Source organism: Oceaniglobus sp. K40-3 (assembly GCF_055808395.1).
Genome location: NZ_CM147868.1, coordinates 3,055,742 through 3,076,747, shown reverse-complemented (window position 1 = coordinate 3,076,747; position 21,006 = coordinate 3,055,742). Strand labels below are relative to the sequence as shown.

The 21,006-nt window shown below is 62.1% G+C and carries 10 protein-coding genes and 4 pseudogenes; 10 read left to right on the top strand and 4 right to left on the bottom strand.

The genetic code is table 11. The features are described 5' to 3' along the window. Nucleotides 1-163: 163 nt before the first annotated feature. Together AC0L7P_RS15995 and AC0L7P_RS15990 are read right to left on the bottom strand one after the other, a co-directional pair. Nucleotides 164-3,609 (bottom strand): annotated as a pseudogene (locus tag AC0L7P_RS15995) (pyruvate carboxylase). Between the two features lie 144 nt (nucleotides 3,610-3,753). Then, nucleotides 3,754-4,890 (bottom strand): alpha-hydroxy acid oxidase, encoded by a 1,137-nt coding sequence (locus AC0L7P_RS15990; RefSeq protein ID WP_473433623.1) that lies wholly within the window; start codon nucleotides 4,888-4,890, stop codon nucleotides 3,754-3,756. A 111-nt stretch (nucleotides 4,891-5,001) separates the two neighbouring features. On the opposite strand from AC0L7P_RS15990, the pseudogene AC0L7P_RS15985 reads away from it, so the two are divergent. Beyond that, nucleotides 5,002-7,448: pseudogene (locus AC0L7P_RS15985) on the top strand (ATP-dependent helicase). Nucleotides 7,449-8,161: 713 nt separating this feature from the next. On the opposite strand, the gene AC0L7P_RS15980 reads toward AC0L7P_RS15985, so the two are convergent. Then, on the bottom strand, nucleotides 8,162-8,380 hold the full coding sequence (locus tag AC0L7P_RS15980) for a DUF1127 domain-containing protein (RefSeq protein WP_473433622.1): 219 nt from the start codon (nucleotides 8,378-8,380) through the stop codon (nucleotides 8,162-8,164). A gap of 232 nt (nucleotides 8,381-8,612) precedes the next feature. On the opposite strand from AC0L7P_RS15980, the gene AC0L7P_RS15975 reads away from it, so the two are divergent. From AC0L7P_RS15975 to mraY, 8 genes and pseudogenes are all read left to right on the top strand, one after another. Then, nucleotides 8,613-9,680, top strand: coding sequence for an Mrp/NBP35 family ATP-binding protein (locus AC0L7P_RS15975; protein ID WP_473433621.1), 1,068 nt, complete (start codon nucleotides 8,613-8,615; stop codon nucleotides 9,678-9,680). Nucleotides 9,681-10,388: 708 nt separating this feature from the next. Beyond that, a complete protein-coding gene (locus tag AC0L7P_RS15970; RefSeq protein WP_473433620.1) occupies nucleotides 10,389-10,886 on the top strand; it encodes a division/cell wall cluster transcriptional repressor MraZ in 498 nt (165 codons plus the stop codon). Nucleotides 10,887-10,891: 5 nt separating this feature from the next. After that, nucleotides 10,892-11,887, top strand: a complete 996-nt coding sequence (gene rsmH, locus AC0L7P_RS15965; RefSeq protein ID WP_473433619.1) for a 16S rRNA (cytosine(1402)-N(4))-methyltransferase RsmH — start codon at nucleotides 10,892-10,894, stop codon at nucleotides 11,885-11,887. Then, the gene (ftsL, locus tag AC0L7P_RS15960) at nucleotides 11,887-12,225 is read left to right on the top strand and encodes a cell division protein FtsL (protein ID WP_473433618.1); all 339 of its coding nucleotides are present in this window, start codon (nucleotides 11,887-11,889) and stop codon (nucleotides 12,223-12,225) included. Before rsmH ends, ftsL begins: the two co-directional genes overlap by 1 nt. Next, a pseudogene (locus tag AC0L7P_RS15955) lies at nucleotides 12,194-14,009 on the top strand (peptidoglycan D,D-transpeptidase FtsI family protein). Before ftsL ends, AC0L7P_RS15955 begins: the two are co-directional and overlap by 32 nt. Before the next feature lie 13 nt (nucleotides 14,010-14,022). Continuing rightward, nucleotides 14,023-15,504 (top strand): UDP-N-acetylmuramoyl-L-alanyl-D-glutamate--2,6-diaminopimelate ligase, encoded by a 1,482-nt coding sequence (locus AC0L7P_RS15950; protein ID WP_473433617.1) that lies wholly within the window; start codon nucleotides 14,023-14,025, stop codon nucleotides 15,502-15,504. Beyond that, nucleotides 15,501-16,991: a UDP-N-acetylmuramoyl-tripeptide--D-alanyl-D-alanine ligase gene (locus AC0L7P_RS15945; protein ID WP_473433616.1), complete on the top strand. Its 1,491-nt coding sequence runs from the start codon at nucleotides 15,501-15,503 to the stop codon at nucleotides 16,989-16,991. Before AC0L7P_RS15950 ends, AC0L7P_RS15945 begins: the two co-directional genes overlap by 4 nt. Next, nucleotides 16,992-18,077 (top strand): phospho-N-acetylmuramoyl-pentapeptide-transferase, encoded by a 1,086-nt coding sequence (gene mraY / locus AC0L7P_RS15940; protein WP_473433615.1) that lies wholly within the window; start codon nucleotides 16,992-16,994, stop codon nucleotides 18,075-18,077. A 9-nt stretch (nucleotides 18,078-18,086) separates the two neighbouring features. On the opposite strand, the gene purD is transcribed toward mraY, so the two are convergent. Next, nucleotides 18,087-19,352, bottom strand: coding sequence for a phosphoribosylamine--glycine ligase (gene purD / locus AC0L7P_RS15935; RefSeq protein ID WP_473433614.1), 1,266 nt, complete (start codon nucleotides 19,350-19,352; stop codon nucleotides 18,087-18,089). 69 nt (nucleotides 19,353-19,421) lie between these two features. On the opposite strand from purD, the pseudogene xseA reads away from it, so the two are divergent. Next, nucleotides 19,422-20,974 (top strand): annotated as a pseudogene (xseA, locus tag AC0L7P_RS15930) (exodeoxyribonuclease VII large subunit). The last annotated feature ends 32 nt before the right edge of the window (nucleotides 20,975-21,006 follow it).

Genomic DNA, 21,006 nt, shown 5'->3' with positions numbered 1-21,006 from the left:
ATGTGCGTCCAGTAAAATAGGACGAGATCATTCCGCCCTGGATGGTTTTTGTCGTTCTTTCCGGTGATCAGATCAGAACTGATTCGCTGCGTGTTCTGATCGTCGGGCGGCGGTCCCAGAGCCTTGCCGAATGTACCGCAAAGCCCTGGGGTGAAATGCCGCGTTACTCGAACTCGATCAGCAAATCCTTGGCGTCGATCTGGGCGCCGGCGGTGACGTGAACGGCCTTGATTTTGGCGGCGCGTTCGGCATGGATACCGGTTTCCATTTTCATCGCTTCGATGGTGAGCAGCAGATCGCCTTCTTTCACCTTTTTGCCCGGTTGCGCGGCCACGGTGGCAACGACCCCCGGCATCGGGGCGCCTACATGGGCCGGATTGCCCGGCTCGGCCTTGGGGCGTTTGGCCGTTGCCGCGCTGACCTTGCGGTCTGGCACACGGATCAGGCGGGGTTGGCCGTTGAGTTCAAAAAACACCTTGGCCTCACCCTCATCCGTGGTTTCGCCAATGGCCTGACAGCGGATTTCAAGGGTCTTGCCCGGGTCGATTTCGGCGGTGATCTGTTCGCCGTCTTGCATCCCGTAAAAGAAGGTATGGGTGGGCAGGGTGCGCACGGGGCCGTATTCCAGATTGCGCTTGCGGTAATCGACGAACACCTTGGGATACATCAGGTAGCCGTTCAGATCCTCGTCGTCGATGGTCACGTCACCGCCGATGGCTGCGGCAGCCTCGGCGCGGGCTGCTTCCAGATCGACCGGTTTCAGATGCTTGCCCGGGCGGTCGGTGAAGGGCTTTTCCTCCTTCAGGATCTTTTTCTGAATCGCCTTGGGCCAGCCGCCCGGGGTTGCCCGAGCGAGCCGCGCATCATGTCGATCACGCTGTCGGGGAATGACACGTCAACCTTGGGGTCTTCGACCTGCGCGCGGGTCAGGCCCTGCGCCACCATCATCAGCGCCATGTCACCCACCACCTTGGAGGAGGGCGTGACCTTGACGATATCGCCGAACATGCGGTTCACATCGGCATAGGTTTGCGCCACCTCGTGCCAGCGTTCCTCAAGCCCCAGAGAACGCGCCTGCGCCTTGAGGTTGGTAAACTGGCCACCGGGCATTTCATGCAGATACACCTCAGACGCGGGGGCCTGCATGCCCGATTCAAACGCCGCGTAATGGCTGCGGACCGTTTCGAAATAGTTGGAAATCTCGCGCACTGCGCCGATGTCGAGGCCGGTTTCCCGGTCGGTATGGGCCAGCGCCTCGACGATGGTGCCAAGGGTCGCCTGCGAGGTGTTGCCCGACAGCGAATCCATGGCGCAATCCACCGCATCAACGCCTGCCTCGGCGGCTGCCAGGATGGTGGCACAGGCGATGCCGGCCGTGTCGTGGGTGTGGAAATGGATGGGCAGGCCCACCTCGTCTTTCAGTGCCTTGATCAGCATCGTCGCGCCGACCGGTTTCAACAGGCCCGACATATCCTTGAGCCCGAGAACATGGGCGCCCGCCGATTTCAGCTCTTTGCCCATGCCGACATAATATTGCAGGTCGTACTTGGACCGCTCTGGGTCGAGCAGATCGCCGGTGTAACAGATCGTGCCTTCGCACACCTTGTTTGCCTCGATCACCGCATCCATGGCCACGCGCATGTTTTCGACCCAGTTCAGGCTGTCGAACACACGAAACACATCGACACCGGATTCGGCGGCGCGGGTGATGAAACTTTGCACCACGTTGTCGGGATAATTGGTATATCCCACGCCGTTGCTGGCGCGCAGCAACATCTGCGTCATCAGGTTCGGCATTGCGGTGCGGATATCGCGCAGACGTTGCCATGGGCATTCCTGCAAGAACCGGTACGCGACATCAAACGTGGCGCCGCCCCAGCATTCAACGCTGAACAATTGCGGCAGGTTGGCCGCATAGGCCGGCGCCGCTTTGATCATGTCGATGCTGCGCATCCGGGTGGCCAACAGGGATTGGTGCCCGTCGCGCATGGTGGTGTCGGTGATCAGCAGTTGTTTCTGCTCGCTCATCCAGTCGGCCACGGCGGCAGGGCCGAATTCTTCCAGAATCTGGCGGGTGCCGGGGCGTGGGGAATCGGTGCGCAGATCGGGGGCCTTGGGGGTTTTCACATCAGCGGCAGGACGCGCGCGGCCCTCGGTTTCGGGATGCCCGTTGATGGTGATGTCAGCGATATAGGTAAGAATTTTCGTCGCCCGGTCACGCCGTTCCTTGAAATCAAACAGTTCGGGCGTCTGGTCGATGAATTTGGTGTGGTATTCATAGTTGAGAAACGTCGGGTGTTTCAGCAGGTTTTCCACAAAGGCGATGTTGGTGGAAACGCCGCGAATGCGGAATTCCCGCAACGCGCGGTCCATCCGGGCGATGGCGGCCTCGGGGGTTGGGGCCCATGCGGTGACCTTTTCCAGCAGGGAATCGTAATACCGGGTAATCACCGCACCACTGTAGGCCGTGCCGCCGTCCAGGCGGATGCCCATGCCCGTCGCGCTGCGATAGGTGGTGATGCGGCCATAATCGGGGATGAAATTGTTTTGCGGGTCTTCGGTGGTGATCCGGCATTGAATCGCATGGCCACGCAACACCACATCGTATTGCGAGGCAACGCCGGTGGCTTCGACCAGGGATTTGCCCTCGGCGATCAGGATCTGGGCGCGCACGATGTCGATACCGGTCACTTCTTCGGTGACGGTGTGTTCGACCTGCACACGCGGGTTTACTTCGATAAAGTAAAATTCGCCCGAATCCATATCCATGAGGAATTCGACCGTCCCGGCGCATTCGTAATTCACATGTTCGCAAATCTTCTTGCCCAGCCCGCACAGCTTTTCACGCTGCGCGGCGGAAAGATACGGGGCCGGGGCGCGTTCGACCACCTTTTGGTTGCGCCGCTGGACCGAACAATCACGTTCCCACAGATGATAGATCGCGCCGTGTTGATCGCCCAGAATCTGCACTTCGACATGGCGGGCGCGCAGGATCATCTTTTCCAGATACCCTTCGCCGTTGCCAAAGGCGGCCTCGGCCTCGCGTCGGCCTTCGCGCACCTTTTCCTCAAGCTCTTCAGGGCCTTCGATGGGGCGCATTCCACGCCCGCCGCCGCCCCATGACGCCTTGAGCATCAGAGGATAGCCGACCTCTTCGGCCTGTTTGGCGATCTTTTTCATATCCTCGCCCAGCACCTCGGTGGCCGGGATGACCGGCACACCCGCCTCGACCGCGACGCGGCGGGCGCTGGCCTTGTCGCCAAGGGCGCGCATGGTTTCCGCCTTGGGGCCGATAAAGGCGATACCATTCCTGGCGCAGGCATCGACGAAATCGGGGTTTTCCGACAACAGGCCATATCCGGGATGAATGGCATCGGCGCCTGACATCTTGGCGACACGGATGATTTCATCAATGCTCAGATAGGCGGCCACGGGGCCAAGCCCTTCGCCGATCCGGTACGCCTCGTCTGCTTTGAAACGGTGCAGGCACAGCTTGTCTTCTTCGGCATAGACGGCGACCGTTCGCTTGCCCAACTCATTGGCGGCGCGCATGACGCGGATGGCAATTTCGCCGCGGTTGGCGATCAGGATTTTTTGGAATTCGGCCATGTCTGTCGGTCCCCTTGTTTGCAGGCGCAGCATAACCAGATGACGGGCCTGTGAAAGCGGTTTTTCATATCGGGAGAATGTGGTGCGCTGCTGTGTGTATTTATGATTTTATATCATAAGCTTAGGTTTTTTCAGAGAGTGACGTCAGTCCGTTTCAGGGGCCAGCCCCGCGCGCAAACACCCCAGGCCAAGCTGCCCCATGTCGGCAATCAGCCCGGCCCTGAGCACATGGATCACGTGATCCACCCCTGCCGGTCCGAAGGCGGCAAGGCCCCAATGGGGGGCGCGCCCCAGCATCACGAAATCGGCACCCCGTGACATAAGGCGCAGTAAATCGGTGCCGTTTCGCACCCCGCCATCAGCGATCACCGGATAGTCCGGCCCCACAGCGGCCCGGATTGCAGGCAGGGCGGTGATGGGGGCGGGGCCGGCGTCAAACTGGCGCCCGCCGTGGCCCGACACCCAGACGGCATCGGCGATGGTTGCAATGCGCGCGGCATCGCCCGGATGCAGCACGCCCTTGACCACCAGCGCGCCGTCCCATTCACCGCGCAGGGTTTCCAGATAGCCCCAATCGGGTGCCGTGCGCAGTTGATATCCGATGTGTTCGGTCCCGCTGCGCGCAGTGCGGGTATCGCCGTATTTTTCCAGGGTTTTCAGGGTGGGAACCCCACTGCGGGCCATGGCCAGCGCCCAGGCGGGCCGCATTGCCACCTGGGCCAGAACCCGGGGCGTCAGGCGCATGGGGTTGGTCACCCCGGCCCGGTGGAGCCTTTCCCGGCGGCTGGGCACCGGCACATCGGCGGTCAGGATCAGGGTGTGAAACCCGGCATCCCGGGCGCGGGCCAACATATCGCGCCGGATGTCCGGCTGCCCGGGGGCGTACAGCTGAAACCAACCCTGATTGCCGATATGGGGCGCCAGATCCTCGGGCGTCTGGGTGGCCACGGTGGACAGGCCAAACGGAATGCCGTGCTGCACCGCAGAGCGGGCCAGGACCCCCTCGGCGTCGGGCCAGACCAACCCCGACATTCCCACCGGCGCAAACCCAAAGGGCAGGGGGTAATCGCGCCCCATCATATGCACGGACAGGTCAGGCGTGGGCGCCCCGCTCAGGGCGCGGGGCGTCAGGGGGACGCCATCCAATGCGGCAACCGCGCGGGCAATGGCCGTTTCGTCGCCGGTGCCGCTGTCCAGATATTCCCACACGAAACGGGGCAGGCGGCGGCGCGCGCGCTGGCGCAGATCGTCAAGGGCGGGAAAGTGATGATCAAGGGTCATGCGCCTTCATCGCGCGCAACGCGGGCGTCGGCAAGGGGGCGTTACAAAACCATCGGAACATTACGCGAACAATGCTTTTCCTCTCGGGGGCACTATACTATAGTCCCGCCCATGAGCAGTTTTGACGAAAGCGATGCCTTCGAGGCCGCCGTGCCGCTGAGCCAACAGGCCATGGCGGCGCGCCCCGTTCCCTATCTTGATGATCTGAACCCGGCGCAACGGCAGGCCGTTGAAACCATGGACGGCCCGGTTTTGATGCTGGCCGGGGCCGGAACCGGCAAAACCAAGGCCCTGACGGCGCGGATTGCCCATCTGATGATGACAGGCCGGGCGCGGCCCAATGAAATTCTGGCGGTGACGTTTACCAACAAGGCCGCCCGCGAGATGAAAGATCGCGTTGGCCGTCTGCTGGGCCAAACGGTTGAGGGCATGCCATGGCTTGGCACCTTCCACGCGGTTTGTGTGAAACTGCTGCGCCGCCATTGTGAATTGGTGGGGCTTAAATCGAACTTTACCATTCTTGATACGGACGATCAGATCCGCCTGTTGAAACAACTGATCCGAGCCGAGAACATCGACGAAAAACGCTGGCCCGCCCGGCAGTTGGCGGGAATCATCGACAGTTGGAAAAACCGCGCCTGGACGCCCGACAAAGTGCCCGCCGCCGAGGCGGGCGCGTATAACAACCGCGCGACCGAGCTTTATGATTATTACCAACAGCGCCTGAAAACCCTGAATGCCACGGATTTCGGTGATCTGTTGCTGCATGTGGTGACGATCTTTCAGAATCACCCCGACGTGCTGGAACAATATCAGCGCTGGTTCAAATATATCCTCGTGGACGAATATCAGGATACCAACGTGGCCCAATATATGTGGCTGCGGCTTTTGGCGCAGGGGCATCGCAACATCTGTTGTGTGGGCGATGACGATCAGTCGATCTATGGCTGGCGCGGGGCCGAGGTGGGCAACATCCTGCGGTTTGAAAAGGATTTTCCCGGCGCCCATGTGGTGCGGCTGGAACAGAATTACCGCTCGACCCCGCATATTCTGGCGGCGGCCTCGGGGGTGATCGACGCCAATACCGGACGGTTGGGCAAAACCCTGTGGACCGCCGAAGAGGACGGCGAAAAGGTGCGCCTGATCGGCCATTGGGACGGCGAGGAAGAGGCACGCTGGATTGGTGAGGAAATCGAATCGCTGCAACGCGGCACAAGGGGCCTTGCCCCGGTCAGCCTTGATCACATGGCGATTCTGGTGCGCGCGTCGCACCAGATGCGCGCGTTCGAGGATCGGTTTCTGACCATCGGCCTGCCGTACCGGGTGATTGGCGGGCCGCGATTCTATGAACGGCTCGAAATTCGCGATGCCATGGCCTATTTCCGCCTTGCGGTGTCACCTGACGATGATCTGGCATTTGAGAGAATCGTGAACACCCCCAAACGCGGGCTGGGTGACAAGGCCCAGCAGAATATCCAGATCACGGCGCGCAATCATGGGGTTTCTCTGGTCGATGGGGCGCGAGATCCTGTTGGCGGACAAGGGAATCGGCGGCAAGGGCGCGGCGCAATTGCGCATTCTGGTCGATGGCCTTGCCCGCTGGCATGATCTGACCCGCCCGAGCATGGCCGCCGGTGGCGACGATGACGTGATCGAGGTGGAAACCCCCGCCCAGCCCCCGATCAGCCACATCGAACTGGCCGAGCAGATCCTTGAGGAATCGGGCTATGTCGCCCATTGGCAGAACGACAAGACCCCCGAGGCGCCGGGCCGTCTGGAAAATCTCAAGGAACTGATCAAGGCATTGGAACAATTCGAAAACCTGCAAGGGTTTTTGGAACATGTTTCGCTGATCATGGACAATGGCACCGAACAAAGCGGTGAAAAGGTGTCGATCATGACGCTGCACGCCGCCAAGGGGCTGGAGTTTCCGGTGGTGTTCCTGCCGGGTTGGGAAGACGGGCTGTTTCCCTCTCAGCGCAGCATGGACGAGATCGGGCCTCAAGGGGTTGGAAGAAGAACGGCGGCTGGCCTATGTGGGCATCACCCGCGCCGAGCGGTTGGCCACCATCAGTTTCGCGGCCAATCGCCGGATGTATGGCCAGTGGCAATCGGCGCTGCCCTCACGGTTTATTGATGAATTGCCCGCAGCCCATGTGGATGTTCTGACGCCGCCCGGCCTTTATGGTGGCGGTTATGGCGCGGCGGGCATGGCGGCACAGGCCTCGCCCGGGATTGATACAGAGGTGCGCAGCGATCTGCACCAAAAGGCGGCCGAGGCGAATGTCTATAATTCGCCGGGCTGGAAGCGCCTGCAAGCGCGCAGCGCTGCACGCCCCACCGGCCAGCCGCGCGATAATCGCAATATGGTTATCGATTCGACGGCAATCGCGGCCCACACACAGGGCGACCGGGTGTTTCATACCAAGTTCGGCTATGGCACGGTGATGGGCATTGAGGGCGACAAGCTCGACATCGAATTTGACAAGGCCGGCGCGAAAAAGGTTGTCGCGCGGTTCGTTGTGGATGCCGCAAGCGCGGATGACGTGCCGTTCTGAACACTCCTGTAGGCCGCGTTTGCGATTGCTTTACCCTTAGCTGCTACGCCGCTGAAAGGGCCGGACGGTTGTTCTCGGCGGATAGAGTGCATTGCATCATGCCATGATGATCAGGTTCATGTGCAAGGAATGGTTGCGTTGGATGCGGGCAGGCACAAAAAAACGGCAGTGCCCGGGAGGAGGTGGACACTGCCGTTCTTCGATGCGCGCACCCTTAAGGGAGGAGGGATGCGCGAACTCGGTGGGGCTGTGGCCCCGAAACTTTGCGGTGACACCCGGGAGGAGGTGAGTGCCACCGCTGGTATCGCGCAAACCCCAATTGGGAGGAGAAGGCCTGCGGATCACGGTTGGGATGGGGGTGCATTGCACCCGAACCCCGGAAAGACGCGGTGACACCCGGGAGGAGGTGGGTGCCACCGCTGGTATCGCGCAAACCCCAATTGGGAGGAGAAGGCCTGCGGATCACGGTTGGGATGGGGGCGCAATGCGCCCGAACCCCGGAAAGACGCGGCGACACCCGGGAGGAGGTGAGTGCCACCGCTGGTATCGCGCAAACCCCAATTGGGAGGAGAAGGCCTGCGGATCACGGTTGGGATGGGGCGCAATGCGCCCGAACCCCGGAAGAAAAGTGCGGCGACATTCGGGAGGAGGTGAATGCCACCGCAAGAAACAGATGACCCCGGGAGGAGGTGGAGCCCTCTGATCTCTGAACCTCAGGCGCCGTAGGCGGCTTCGGTTGCGATACTGTTGATCATCGAGCGGTTGATGCCCAGATCGGCCAGTTCCCGGTTGCTCAGCATTGACAGCTCGGCCAGGGTGCGGCGGTAGGTGCGATATTGCTCCATCCGCTCGCCGGTGTGTTTGAAGAAGGCGGCCAGACGACCCAGGATGTCGGAACGGGCGGCGCCGTGTGTATTAGTGATAAAAGCCATTTCTCTACCTCGATAACTTCTAGCGTCGGTACGCTGTGTGTTCGTTGTGATTGAAGATAGGGAAATGCTGCGGGTGCGCAATACCGCAAAGGATCAATGCTGCTATGCAGCAATTGCATACGTATTGTTGACGTAAAGTCAGTCACTTAGTTCAATCTTTGACCATTTGGAAAACACCCTTGCTGCTATGGGGCAAAGGTGCATGGTAGAGACGGTCTACGACGGAGGCACCATGTCAACCACGCGCGAAGATGTCCTTGCAACCCTGTCGCGGCTGGGCCTGCCCGATGGGCGCAGCCTTGTTTCCGCTGATATGATCCGCGCTTTGGCCGTGGAAAACGGCGCGGTGCGGTTCGTGATCGAAGCGCCCAGCGCCGAGGTGGCGCAAAAGATGGGCGCAATCCGCGATGCCGCCGAAAAACTGGTGCGCGACATGCCCGGCGTCACATCAGTGTCGGCCGTGCTGACCGCCCATCAACAGGCGGCTGCGGCACCCAACCTTAAACTGGGGCGCCATCCCACGCCATCGCAGGGCGGGCCGCAAAAACTGCCCGGGATTGCGAATATCATTGCGGTCGGGTCGGGCAAGGGCGGCGTCGGGAAATCGACGGTCGCGTCAAATCTGGCCGTGGCGCTGGCCCGGCAGGGGCGGCGGGTTGGGTTGCTTGACGCGGATATTCACGGCCCCTCGCAGCCCCGGATGATGGGCGTGAATGCGCGGCCGGCCTCGCCAGACGGCAAAACCATCGTACCGCTTACCGCCCATGGGGTGACGATAATGTCGATTGGCCTGATGCTTGACCCGGACAAGGCGGTGGTCTGGCGCGGGCCAATGTTGATGGGCGCGCTGCAACAGATGTTGGGGCAGGTGGAATGGGGCGCGCTTGACGTTTTGCTGATTGATCTGCCGCCCGGCACCGGAGATGTGCAACTGACCCTGTGTCAGCGGTATGACGTGACCGGTGCGATTGTTGTCTCGACGCCGCAGGATGTGGCGTTGCTGGACGCGCGCAAGGCGCTGGATATGTTCCGCACGCTGAAAACGCCGGTTCTGGGCCTGATTGAAAATATGTCGGTCTTTGTTTGTCCCCATTGTGGGGGCGCGTCCCATATTTTCGGTCAGGACGGGGTGCGCGCCGAGGCTGAAAAGCTGGGTCTGCCGTTTCTTGGCGCGCTTCCCCTGACGCTCGATGTGCGGCTGGCGGGGGATTCCGGCACGCCGGTGGCAGCCGGAACAGGTGACGCCGCCCAGGCTTATGGTGTGCTGGCGGCAAATCTGGTGGGGCAGGGCGTCGCCTGAGATCTGATTTGGGAAATCATGGGTGCGGGATGGGCGCATCGTTCTGATTTGGGAAATCATGGTACTTTGGTGGGGGCGGCGCCGGTTCCGGTGGTCGCCCCCGTCGATCTCCGGCCCGAATCCACGAATCACAGACCCGTGATTCTGACGATTCCGCGTCGCGCGCTGGCCTGGCCCGGTGTTGAGCAGAGCGGCGCGGGGGATTCCGGGAAATCATGGGTCAAAAGCGCCACTTGGTGCCGATTTTCTTCTATACTACATCTTGTGTTTGATATGGCGCCCTTAGCCTAGGTTGTGTGCGCTTCTGCACGCGGGTGCCAAAAAATGTGCCAAAACCGCCACAGCCATCGGGCTTAAGGTCACCGGTTGAGGCGATTTTTTGTTGCGTCCCATGAATTCCCATGGCATCCCTTTGTTCATCGAAGAGCAGGCGGGACGGAGCGACCAAAGACTTCAACCGCACAATAAAAACAGAGGCTTAGCTTCATACAGGCAAACACTTTTCTTCGTGACATAGTCCGGTAACGGACAAACGAGATCCGGCGCGCGGGCGAGCAGACATCCCCCCAGGTGGCGCGCGCAGTCGGACAACCCCGGAAACGGGTAGAAGGCGGCGAACCGTGCAGTGGCAGCAGTACGGTTCGCCGTTTTACGTTTCACGGAACAGCATACACCAGATCTGGGGCGGGACAAAGAAGGAAACGGCACGTGTTTGGAGTGTTCATCGGCGAACACGAGAACAAGATCGACAGCAAGTTCCGCTTGTCGATCCCGGCCGATTTCCGCCGCGAACTTGAAGAGGGCGACCCCAAATGGGAACCCGGCAAGAACGCCTCCATGGCCATCGTTTACGGCGATCAACGCCGCAATTTCCTGGAAGTGTTCACGATCAAGGATCTGATGGGCGTTCACAAAGCCATCTCGAAAATGCCGCGTGGTTCAGCCAAACGCGCCGACCTTCAGAAACTTTATGCACGCCAGGCCGTTCCCGCCACGCTGGACGACACCGGGCGGATCGTTCTGTCGGCCAAGCTGCGCGAAAAGCTGGGCCTTGACGGGTTGGCGGCGGTGGTGGGCAACGGTGAGACGTTCCAGATCTGGAAACCCGAAACCTATGGCGAAGACGCCGCCGCGCCCCTGCTTGAGGAAGAGGATTACGATCCCAATCTTGATCCGTCCGTCTATCTTCCGGGCGAAGAGGATTGACCCCCATGGTCGCCTCTGATTCCGCCTCCGAACCCCATATTCCTGTCCTGTTGCGCCCGCTTCTGGCGGCTGTGGCGCCGGTGTCGGGCGTCTGGCTGGATGGCACATTCGGCGCGGGTGGGTATGCGCGCGGGTTGCTGGCGGCGGGGGCCGACACGGTGATCGGCGTTGATCGCGATCCGATGGTGTTTGACATGGCCGCGGCCTGGGCTGGCGCACATGGCGACCGCCTGCGCCTTGTGCAGGGTATGTTTTCCGAGATGGATGATCTGGCGGGCGAACCCTTGGATGGCGTGGTTCTTGATCTTGGGGTCAGCTCGATGCAGCTGGATCTGGCCGAACGTGGATTTTCCTTCATGAAGGACGGCCCGCTTGATATGCGCATGGGCGACACCGGGCCAAGCGCCGCCGATCTGGTCAACCACGCGCCCGAGGCGCAGCTTTCCGATATCCTGTTTCACTATGGCGAAGAACGGGCGGCCCGCCGCATTGCCCGCGCCATTGTCAAAATTCGGGCCGAGGGGGTGATCGAAACCACCCGCCATCTGGCACGGATCGTCGAAGGGTGCCTGCCCCGTCCCAAGCCGGGGCAGAGCCACCCGGCGACGCGCAGCTTTCAGGCGCTGCGCATCGCCGTCAACGACGAATTCGGTCAATTGGTCGCCGGGCTTGAGGCCGCGGAACGGGCGCTGAAACCTGGCGGGCAACTGGCCGTGGTCAGCTTTCATTCACTGGAGGACCGTGTTGTGAAAAGGTTTTTCACCGCGCGCAGTGGCGGGGGCGGCAATGCCAACCGCTATGCGCCAGAAGTCATCACCGAACAGCCCCGGTTCGAACGCCTGTCCAAAGGTATCAGCGCGGACGAACAGGAATTGTCGGAAAATCCGCGCGCCCGGTCGGCCCGGTTGCGGGTGGGGCGGCGCACAGATGCACCGGCGGGCGCGGTTGATCGCGCCGCGCTTGGATTGCCACGTTACGATCATCAGGGGGACGGCACGTAATGCGTTCGGTATTTTTCATCATGTCTGCGCTGGCCGTCATGGGGCTGGCGTTCTGGGCCTATCACGAAAATTACAAGACCCAGCAGGCCCTGAAAAATGTTGAACAACTGCGCCGTGACATTGGCCAGCGCCGCGAATCCCTTGCTGTTTTGCGGGCGGAATGGGCCTATCTCAACCGGCCAGAGCGGCTGAATGAACTGGTGAACATGAATTTTCAACGGCTGAGCCTGCTGCCGCTGGCGCCCGAACAATTCGGGCGGGTGGATCAGTTGAATTATCCCCAGACGCCGAGCATCGGGATCACCAATTCCGTCAGCGTTCAGGGAGAGCAGCCATGACCCGCACCCCCTGCGCCCCCTTGCGCGCATCCTCAAGGCCCGGGAAACCGGCGAAAACCCCGACGCGATCGAGGCCGAAAACCTGCGTTTGCGTCATGAGGAAATGCGCGACAAATCTCGTTATCAGGCCGAAGGGCGCCTTTTGGTGCTGGTTCTGTTCTTTTTCTGTGCATTCCTGACGGTTGGTGCGCGCATGGGCCTGTTGTCGGCCTCTGAGGCGGAAGAGCCGCGCGCGCGCGCGCCGGGGGCTGCGATCGTTGCGCAACGGGCGGATATTGTTGATCGCAATGGCCGCATCCTGGCCACCAACATGTTTACCCATTCGTTGTATGCCCAACCGCCAAACATGATCGACAAGGCGAACGCGGCGCATAAACTGGCCGAGATATTCCCGGACCTTGACGAAAAGAAACTGCTGGCGGATTTTACCGGAAAGCGAAAATTCCTGTGGATTCGCAAAAAGCTAAGCCCCGAGCAAAAGCAGGCGGTGCATGATATCGGCGATCCGGGCCTGTTGTTTGGGCCGCGTGAAATGCGCCTCTATCCCAATGGTCAACTGGCCGCCCATGTTCTGGGGGGCCAGCTTTGGGCGTGAAGGTGTGCATTCCGCCGAAGTGATCGGCGTGGCCGGTGTGGAAAAACAATTCGACAGCTATCTGCGCGACCCGGCAGAGGGCGGCAAGCCGTTGCAATTGTCCATTGATCTGACGGTGCAATCGGCCATGCGGCAGGTGCTTTATGGTGGCATGAAGCTGATGAATGCCAAAGGCGTTTCCGGGGTTTTGATGAATGTCCACACCGGCGAAATTGTCGCCATGGTGTCGCTTCCCGATTTCGACCCCAACGACCGGCCCGCGCCCCTGCTCAAGGGCGATCCGGCGGACAGCCCGCTGTTCAACCGCGCCGTGCAGGGGGTGTATGAGCTTGGCTCGACCTTCAAGATTTTCACCGTTGCACAGGCCATGGAGCTGGGCCAGGTCACGCCGACAACCATGGTGGATGCCGATGCGCCCCTGCATTGGGGCAAATTCACCATTCACGAATTCGAACGCCACAATTATGGCCCGCTGCTCTCCGTGACCGATGTGATCGTGAAATCCAGCAACGTCGGCACCGCGCATATGGCGATGAAAATCGGCGGCAAGCTGCAAAAGGAATTCTTCCGCAAGCTTGGCCTGCTTGATCCGTCCCCCGTTGAACTGGTCGAAGCGCCGGGGGTACAGCCGCTTTATCCCAGCAATTGGAGCGAAATCACCACGATCACCGCGTCCTATGGCCATGGGGTTGCCTCGTCGCCGCTCAATCTGGCGGCGGCCTATTCGTCGCTGTTGAACGGCGGAACCTTGATAAAACCCACGTTGCTGAAACAGGATACGTTTACGGTTGGCCCGCGCGTGGTGTCAAAACGCACCTCGGCGGCGGCGCGCGATATGCTGCGCGCGGTTGTTGTGCGCGGCACGGCCAGTTTTGGCAAGGTGCCCGGGTATGAGGTGGCGGGCAAAACCGGCACGGCGAACAAGCCCAAACATACGGGCGGCTATTACGAGGACAAGAACGTCAACACCTTTGCCTCGGTCTTTCCGGCCTCTGATCCGCAATATGCGCTGATCGTATCCATGGATGAGGCGTCGGACAATTCGTCGGACAAACCCCGCCGCACCGCCGGCTGGACAGCCGTTCCCGTGGCCGCCGAGGTGATCCGGCGCACCGGTCCGCTGCTGGGCCTCAGACCGATCATTGAAAAGGTCGATGTACCTGCGGTAACACTCACCTCAAGCGAATAATCAGGGGCGAGGCATGGGCAAGACGGCAACGCTGGCAGATCTGGGTCTGACGGCGCAATTCGGGCGTGAGGCGCAGATCACGGAACTGGTGGTGGACAGCCGCGCGGTGCATGAGGGCGCGCTGTTCGCCGCATTGCCGGGCAGCCGGGTGCATGGGGGCGAATTCATCCAATATGCCCTGCGTCTGGGCGCAAGCGCGATCCTGACCGACCGTGAGGGCGCGCGCATCGCCGCCGATGATCTGGCCAGTTCCTCGGCTGCCGTGGTGCTGGCCGAAGATCCGCGACAAACGCTCGCCATGGCGGCTGCCCTGTGGTTCGAACAACAACCCGAGGTGATCGTCGCCACGACCGGCACCAACGGCAAAACCTCGGTGGCCACCTTTACCCGCCAAATCTGGATGGCTTTGGGCCACCCTGCGGTAAATCTGGGGACAACCGGGGTCGAAGGCGCGTATGAGGCGCCGCTGAGACACACGACCCCCGAACCGATCACCCTGCACGCCATGTTGGCACAGATCGCCGGGGCGGGCGCGACCCACGCGGCGATGGAGGCGTCCTCGCACGGTTTGGCGCAACGGCGGCTGGACGGTGTGGCGCTGAGCGCGGCGGCCTTCACCAACTTTTCCCAGGATCATCTGGATTACCACGAAACCTTTGACGATTATTTCGAGGCCAAGGCAGGGTTGTTTGCCCGCGTCCTGCCCGAGGATGCCATCGCCGTCATCAACATCGACGATCCGCGCGGCCCCGATATGGCGGCCGTGGCCGAGGCGAGGGGGCAGGACGTGCTGCGCGTCGGTCGGGCCGGGGATGCTGCGCTGCGCATTCTGGCGCAGCGGTTTGATGCCACGGGGCAGGATTTGCGGTTTTCGTGGAACGGGCAGGCGCGCCTGGTGCGCCTTGGCCTGATCGGTGGGTTTCAGGCCGATAACGTGCTGGCGGCGGCGGGGCTTGCCATTGCCTGTGGCGATGACCCGGCGCAGGTGTTTGATACATTGCCGGGCCTTGTCAATGTGCCGGGCCGGATGCAACTGGCCGCAACCCGCGACAACGGGGCGGCGGTGTTTGTTGATTTCGCCCATACGCCCGATGCGCTGGCCACAGCACTTTCCAATCTGCGGCCCCATGTGATGGGGCGTCTGATCGTTGTCTATGGCGCCGGGGGCGACCGTGACCGGGGCAAACGCCCGTTGATGGGCGCGGCAGCGGCAAAATACGCTGATGTTCGAATAGTGACAGATGACAACCCCAGAACCGAGGAGCCGGCCATGATAAGGTCGGAAATCCTCAAGTCTGACCCCGACGCAACCGAGGTGGGCGACCGCGCCGAGGCGATTCTGCGCGGCATTGATGCCCTGCAACCGGGGGATGCCCTGCTGATTGCGGGCAAGGGCCATGAAAAGGGCCAGACCATCGGCGATGCGGTGTTTCCCTTTGACGATGTGGAACAGGCCAGCGTTGCCGTTGCCGCCCTTGACGGGCGCGTCGCATGAGCGCCCCGGTGCTGTGGACCTCGGCCGAGGCGGCCGCGGCGACCGACGGCATGGCGATGCTGCCCTGGCAGGCCACGGGCGTTTCCATCGACACGCGCACCCTGCAACCCGGTGATCTGTTTGTGGCCCTGTCGGATGTGCGCGATGGCCATGATTTCATCCTGCAAGCCATGGAAAAAGGGGCCGCCGCCGCCATGGTGTCGTATATCCCCGAGGAGGTGGACGAAACCGTTCCGCTTTTGGTGGTCGAGGATGTGCTGGACGCGTTGGAGGATATGGGCCGTGCTGCCCGCGCCCGCACCTCGGCACAGGTGATCGGGGTGACGGGATCAGTCGGGAAAACCTCGGCCAAGGAAATGCTGCGCACCATCCTGTCGGGACAGGGGCGCTGTCATGCCTCCGAGGCGAGCTATAATAACCATTGGGGCGTGCCGCTGACCCTTGCGCGCATGCCGCGCGACACCGAATTCGCGGTGATCGAAATAGGCATGAATCACCCCGGCGAAATCGCCCCGCTGGCCGAAATGGCCGCGCCCCATGTGGCGCTGATCACCACGATCGCCGCCGCCCATCTTGAGGCATTCGACGATATTGACGGGATCGCGCGGGAAAAGGCGGCGATATTCGACGGGCTTGAACCAAACGGCGTGGCGGTGATCAACGCTGATCTGTCCACCACCCCCATTCTTGCCCAGGCGGCGCAAAAGGCGGGCGCGCGGATTGTCCGCTTTGGCATGGCCAAGACCGCCGAGTACCGTCTGACAGATGCCAGAGTGGGCGATGAGGCCACCGTGGTGCAGGCCGCGCACGGCGATCAATCCCTGTTGTTCAAGGTAAAGAGCCAGGGCCGCCATTTTGCCATGAACGCCCTTGGTGCGCTGGCAACCGCCGAGGCCGTGGGCTGTGATCCGGCGGTTCTGGCCTGTGATATCGCTGGCTGGACGCCGCCAAAGGGGCGCGGCACCCGCGAAACCATCAGGCTCGATTCACTTGATCCGGCGATGTCGGTGTCGCTGATCGACGATGCGTTCAACGCCAATCCCACCTCCATGGCCGCCGCGTTTGATGTGTTGGCCGCCAGCCAGCCGGTGCAGGGCGTGGGGCGGATTGCCAAGGGCCGCCGCGTGGCCATTCTGGGTGATATGCTGGAGCTGGGGCCGGATTCGGCGGCGCTGCATCTGGCCATTGCCGATCTGCCTGCATTGCAGTGCGTGGATGTGGTGCATTGTGTCGGCCCGCTGTTGAAACCGTTCTATGACGCGCTGCCTGACGAAAAGCGTGGCCATTGGGCTGTGGCGGCAAGTGATCTGGTCAACCGTGCCCACAGTCTGATTGATGCCGGTGATGTTGTGCTGGTCAAGGGCAGCAAGGGGATCATGGTCAGCCTGATTGTTGACGCCATCCGTAAATTGGGCCATCGCGACGCCCAGGCGGGCGATGCGCCGGCCAGAGAGGGCGCAACCCGCGCCCACAGGGGGACAGAATAAGTGCTGTATTGGCTCACCGAGTTTTCTGACGGCGGCGACGTCTTCAACCTGTTTCGCTATATCACCTTTCGGGCAGGGGCGGCGTTTTTCACGGCGCTGATCTTTGGGTTTCTCTTTGGGCGCCCCCTGATCAACCTGCTGCGCCGCCGTCAGCGCCACGGTCAGCCGATCCGCGATGATGGTCCGCAAAGCCACATTGAAACCAAATCCGGCACCCCCACCATGGGCGGTGTTCTGATTCTGGGGGCGCTGATCGTGTCCACATTGCTTTGGGCGCGGCTGGACAATCCCTATGTGTGGATGGTGCTGATGGTGACGGTGGGGTTTGGCCTGATCGGGTTTGCCGATGATTATGCCAAAGTGACCAAAAACAGCCACGCGGGCCTGTCGGGCCGGGTGCGGCTGGCCATAGGGTTTGCCATCGCTGCTGCTGCCGCGATCTGGGCATCGCATTTTCACCCACCCGAGCTGAGCTATAATCTTGCCGTGCCGATCTTCAAGGATGTGCTGTTGCACATGGGGATTTTGTTCATTCCATTCGCGATGTTCGTGATCGTGGGCGCGGCGAATGCGGTGAACCTGACCGACGGGCTGGATGGTTTGGCGATCATGCCGGTGATGATCGCGGCGGGTACGTTAGGCGTGATCGCCTATGCGGTCGGGCGTGTCGATTTCACCGATTATCTCGATGTGCATTATGTGCCGGGCACGGGCGAATTGTTGATCTTTACCGCCGGGCTGATCGGCGGGGGCCTTGGGTTTTTGTGGTACAATGCGCCTCCGGCTGCGGTGTTCATGGGCGATACAGGGTCGCTGGCGTTGGGCGGCGCGCTGGGGGCCATCGCGGTGGCGATCAAGCACGAATTGGTGCTGGGCATCGTTGGCGGGTTGTTCGTGGTCGAGGCGCTGAGCGTTATTATTCAGGTTCTCTATTTCAAACGGACCGGCAAACGGGTGTTCCTGATGGCACCGATCCACCACCATTTTGAAAAACGCGGCTGGGCCGAACCGCAGATCGTGATCCGGTTCTGGATCATCTCGCTGATTCTCGCGCTGATCGGCCTTGCGACGCTAAAACTGCGCTGAGCCGGCGCGTCAGTCCAGGGCGCGCCAGCCGATGTCGCGCCGACAGAACCCGCCGGGCCAATCCACGGCATCGACCAATGCATAGGCCCGGTCGCGCGCCCTGCGCAGATCGCTGCCCCGCGCCGTGGCGCCCAACACGCGCCCGCCAGCCGAGATCACCCGACCCTCGCGCCGCGCCGTACCTGCGTGAAACATCATGGTGAAACTGTCGGCTTCAAACCCATCCAATCCGCCGATTTCTTCGCCCCTGGCATAGGCCCCGGGATAACCGTCGGCGGCCATCACCACACAAATCGCGTGATCGTCGGCCCAGTTCACCCGCGCCTCGCGCAGCCGCCCTTCGGCGCAGGCCAGCAGCAGATCAAGCGCCTGCGCCCCCAGCCGCATCATAAGGCACTGGCATTCGGGATCGCCAAAACGGACGTTGTATTCCACCAGGCGCGGCTGGCCATTCTGGATCATCAGCCCGACAAACAGCACCCCCTGAAACGGGGTGCCACGGCGCGTCATTTCGGCCATGGTCGGGCGCACGATCTGTGCCAGCGTCGTTTCAACCACCGCATCCGTCATGATCGGGGCGGGGGAATAGGCGCCCATGCCGCCGGTGTTGGGGCCGGTGTCGCCCTCGCCCACACGTTTGTGATCCTGCGCCGTGCCGATGGGCAGCACCGTTTCGCCATCGCAGAGCACAAAGAACGACGCCTCTTCGCCCTCCATGAATTCCTCGATCACCACCTCGGCGCCCGCTGCCCCGAATTCGCCGGAAAACATGTCGTCGATGGCGGCCATCGCCGTTGCCTCATCCATGGCCACGATCACGCCCTTGCCGGCGGCCAGACCATCGGCCTTGACCACGATCGGCGCGCCCTGTTCGCGGATATACGCCCTGGCCGGTTCTGCGCTGTCAAACCGCGCCCAGGCGGCGGTGGGCGCATTTGCGGCGTCGCAGATTTCCTTGGTGAACCGTTTTGAGGCCTCAAGCATCGCCGCCGCTTTGGACGGGCCGAACGCCAATATCCCGGCATTGCGCAGATCGTCTGCCACCCCGGCGGCTAAGGGTGCCTCGGGGCCGATGATTACGAAATCAATGGCGTTTTCCTCGGCGAATTGTACCACCGCAGCGCCATCCAGAATATCGAGGGTCGCGCAATCCGCGATCATCGCGATTCCGGCATTGCCGGGGGCCACGATCAATCGGTCGCATTTCGGGTTCTGCATCACCGCCCAGGCGATGGCATGTTCACGCCCGCCACTGCCCAGAATAAGGATGTTCATGTCGCCCCTCGCTTTGCTTTGCCGCGCTTGCGTTCTAGGGTGGCGCGAAACATGACACAAGGCCGCCCCATGTCTGACCTGATCGACGATCCCGCCCCGGGTGAAAATTCGCACGAATATACCGTTTCCGAAATTTCGGGGGCGGTGAAACGGGTGATCGAGGGCGAATTTGGCCGCGTCCGCGTACGTGGTGAGGTGGGGCGCGTGTTCAAGGCCCGTTCGGGGCATCTCTATTTCGATATCAAGGACGAGCGCAGCGTATTGGCCTCGGTCACATGGAAGGGGCAGGTCGGCGCGCTGTCCACCCTGCCGGAAGAGGGAATGGAGGTGGTCGCCACCGGGCAGCTCACCACCTTTGGGTCGCAGTCGAAATATCAACTGACAGTGGATGATTTGCGCCCGGCGGGGGTGGGTGCACTGATGGCGATGCTGGAAAAGCGCAAGAAACAGCTTGAATCCGAAGGGTTGTTTGCCAAGGGGCGCAAACGCCCCCTGCCGTTCCTGCCCGAGGTGATTGGCGTCGTCACATCGCCCAGCGGCGCGGTGATCCGCGATATCCTGCACCGCTTGCGCGAACGGTTTCCGCGCCGGGTTCTGGTCTGGCCGGTGGCGGTACAGGGCAAGGATTGCGCGCCCCAGGTGGCGCGGGCGATTCGCGGGTTCAACGCCCTGACGCCGGGGGGGCCATGCCCCGTCCTGATCTGATCATCGTGGCGCGTGGTGGTGGCAGTATCGAGGATCTGTGGGGCTTTAACGAAGAAATCGTCGCCCGCGCCGCCGCCGAAAGCGACATTCCCCTGATTTCCGCCGTGGGCCATGAAACCGACACCACGCTGATTGATTTTGTGTCCGACAAACGCGCCCCCACCCCCACGGCGGCGGCGGAATTGGCGGTGCCGGTGCGCGCTGATCTTTTGGCCTGGGTCACAGGGCAGGGCGCGCGGATGAGCGGCGCGTCGGGGCGGATGTTGGCCCAGCGGGGCCAGCGGCTGCGCGATGTGGCGCGGGCCTTGCCCCGGCTTGATTCACTTTTGGCACCGGCCCGTCAACGGCTGGATCTGGCGGCGGCGCGCCTGCCTGCGGCCCTGATCCGCCACACCCAGGCCGAGCGTGGTCGGTTGACCCAGGCGGCGGCGGTGCTGCGCCCGCGCACCTTGTCGGTGCGGTTGGAAAACGGCGCGGCGACAATGAACAGTCTGGCATCGCGGCTGACCCCGGGCCTGTCGCGGGCCTTGGCGGTGCAGCGTGACCGGCTGTCGCAACGGGCGGGGCGGCTTTCGCCGCAATCCATTGCGCGGGCGGTGGACACCGGGCATCGCGACCTTGCCCGTCTGTCCCAGCGGATGGAGCGCGCAGAGCGCGAGCGGATCGACACCGCCACCAAACGGCTCGCGGCACTGGAACGGTTGCGCGCAACGCTGGGGTATCAGGCAACCTTGCAGCGGGGCTATGCCGTGGTGCTGAGCGGCGAAGATGTGATCACGTCGAAAACAGCCGCCGCCAGGGCCGACAATCTGACGATCCGCTTTGGGGATGGTGATTTTGCCGTCGGCGGGGCGGCCCCAACGCCCAAGCGCCGCAAAACGCCCAAGGCACCGCCGGAACAGGGCGAATTGTTATAACCTCAGCGCACAGGCCTTGTGCGGCCATTCCT

Coding starts and splice junctions, on each gene's coding strand:
- AC0L7P_RS15980 (WP_473433622.1), bottom strand. CDS start 8,380: ATGGCTTTTATCACTAATACACACGGCGCCGCCCGTTCCGACATCCTG.
- ftsL (WP_473433618.1), top strand. CDS start 11,887: ATGCGTTCGGTATTTTTCATCATGTCTGCGCTGGCCGTCATGGGGCTG.
- AC0L7P_RS15990 (WP_473433623.1), bottom strand. CDS start 4,890: ATGACCCTTGATCATCACTTTCCCGCCCTTGACGATCTGCGCCAGCGC.
- rsmH (WP_473433619.1), top strand. CDS start 10,892: ATGGTCGCCTCTGATTCCGCCTCCGAACCCCATATTCCTGTCCTGTTG.
- AC0L7P_RS15945 (WP_473433616.1), top strand. CDS start 15,501: ATGAGCGCCCCGGTGCTGTGGACCTCGGCCGAGGCGGCCGCGGCGACC.
- AC0L7P_RS15950 (WP_473433617.1), top strand. CDS start 14,023: ATGGGCAAGACGGCAACGCTGGCAGATCTGGGTCTGACGGCGCAATTC.
- purD (WP_473433614.1), bottom strand. CDS start 19,352: ATGAACATCCTTATTCTGGGCAGTGGCGGGCGTGAACATGCCATCGCC.
- AC0L7P_RS15975 (WP_473433621.1), top strand. CDS start 8,613: ATGTCAACCACGCGCGAAGATGTCCTTGCAACCCTGTCGCGGCTGGGC.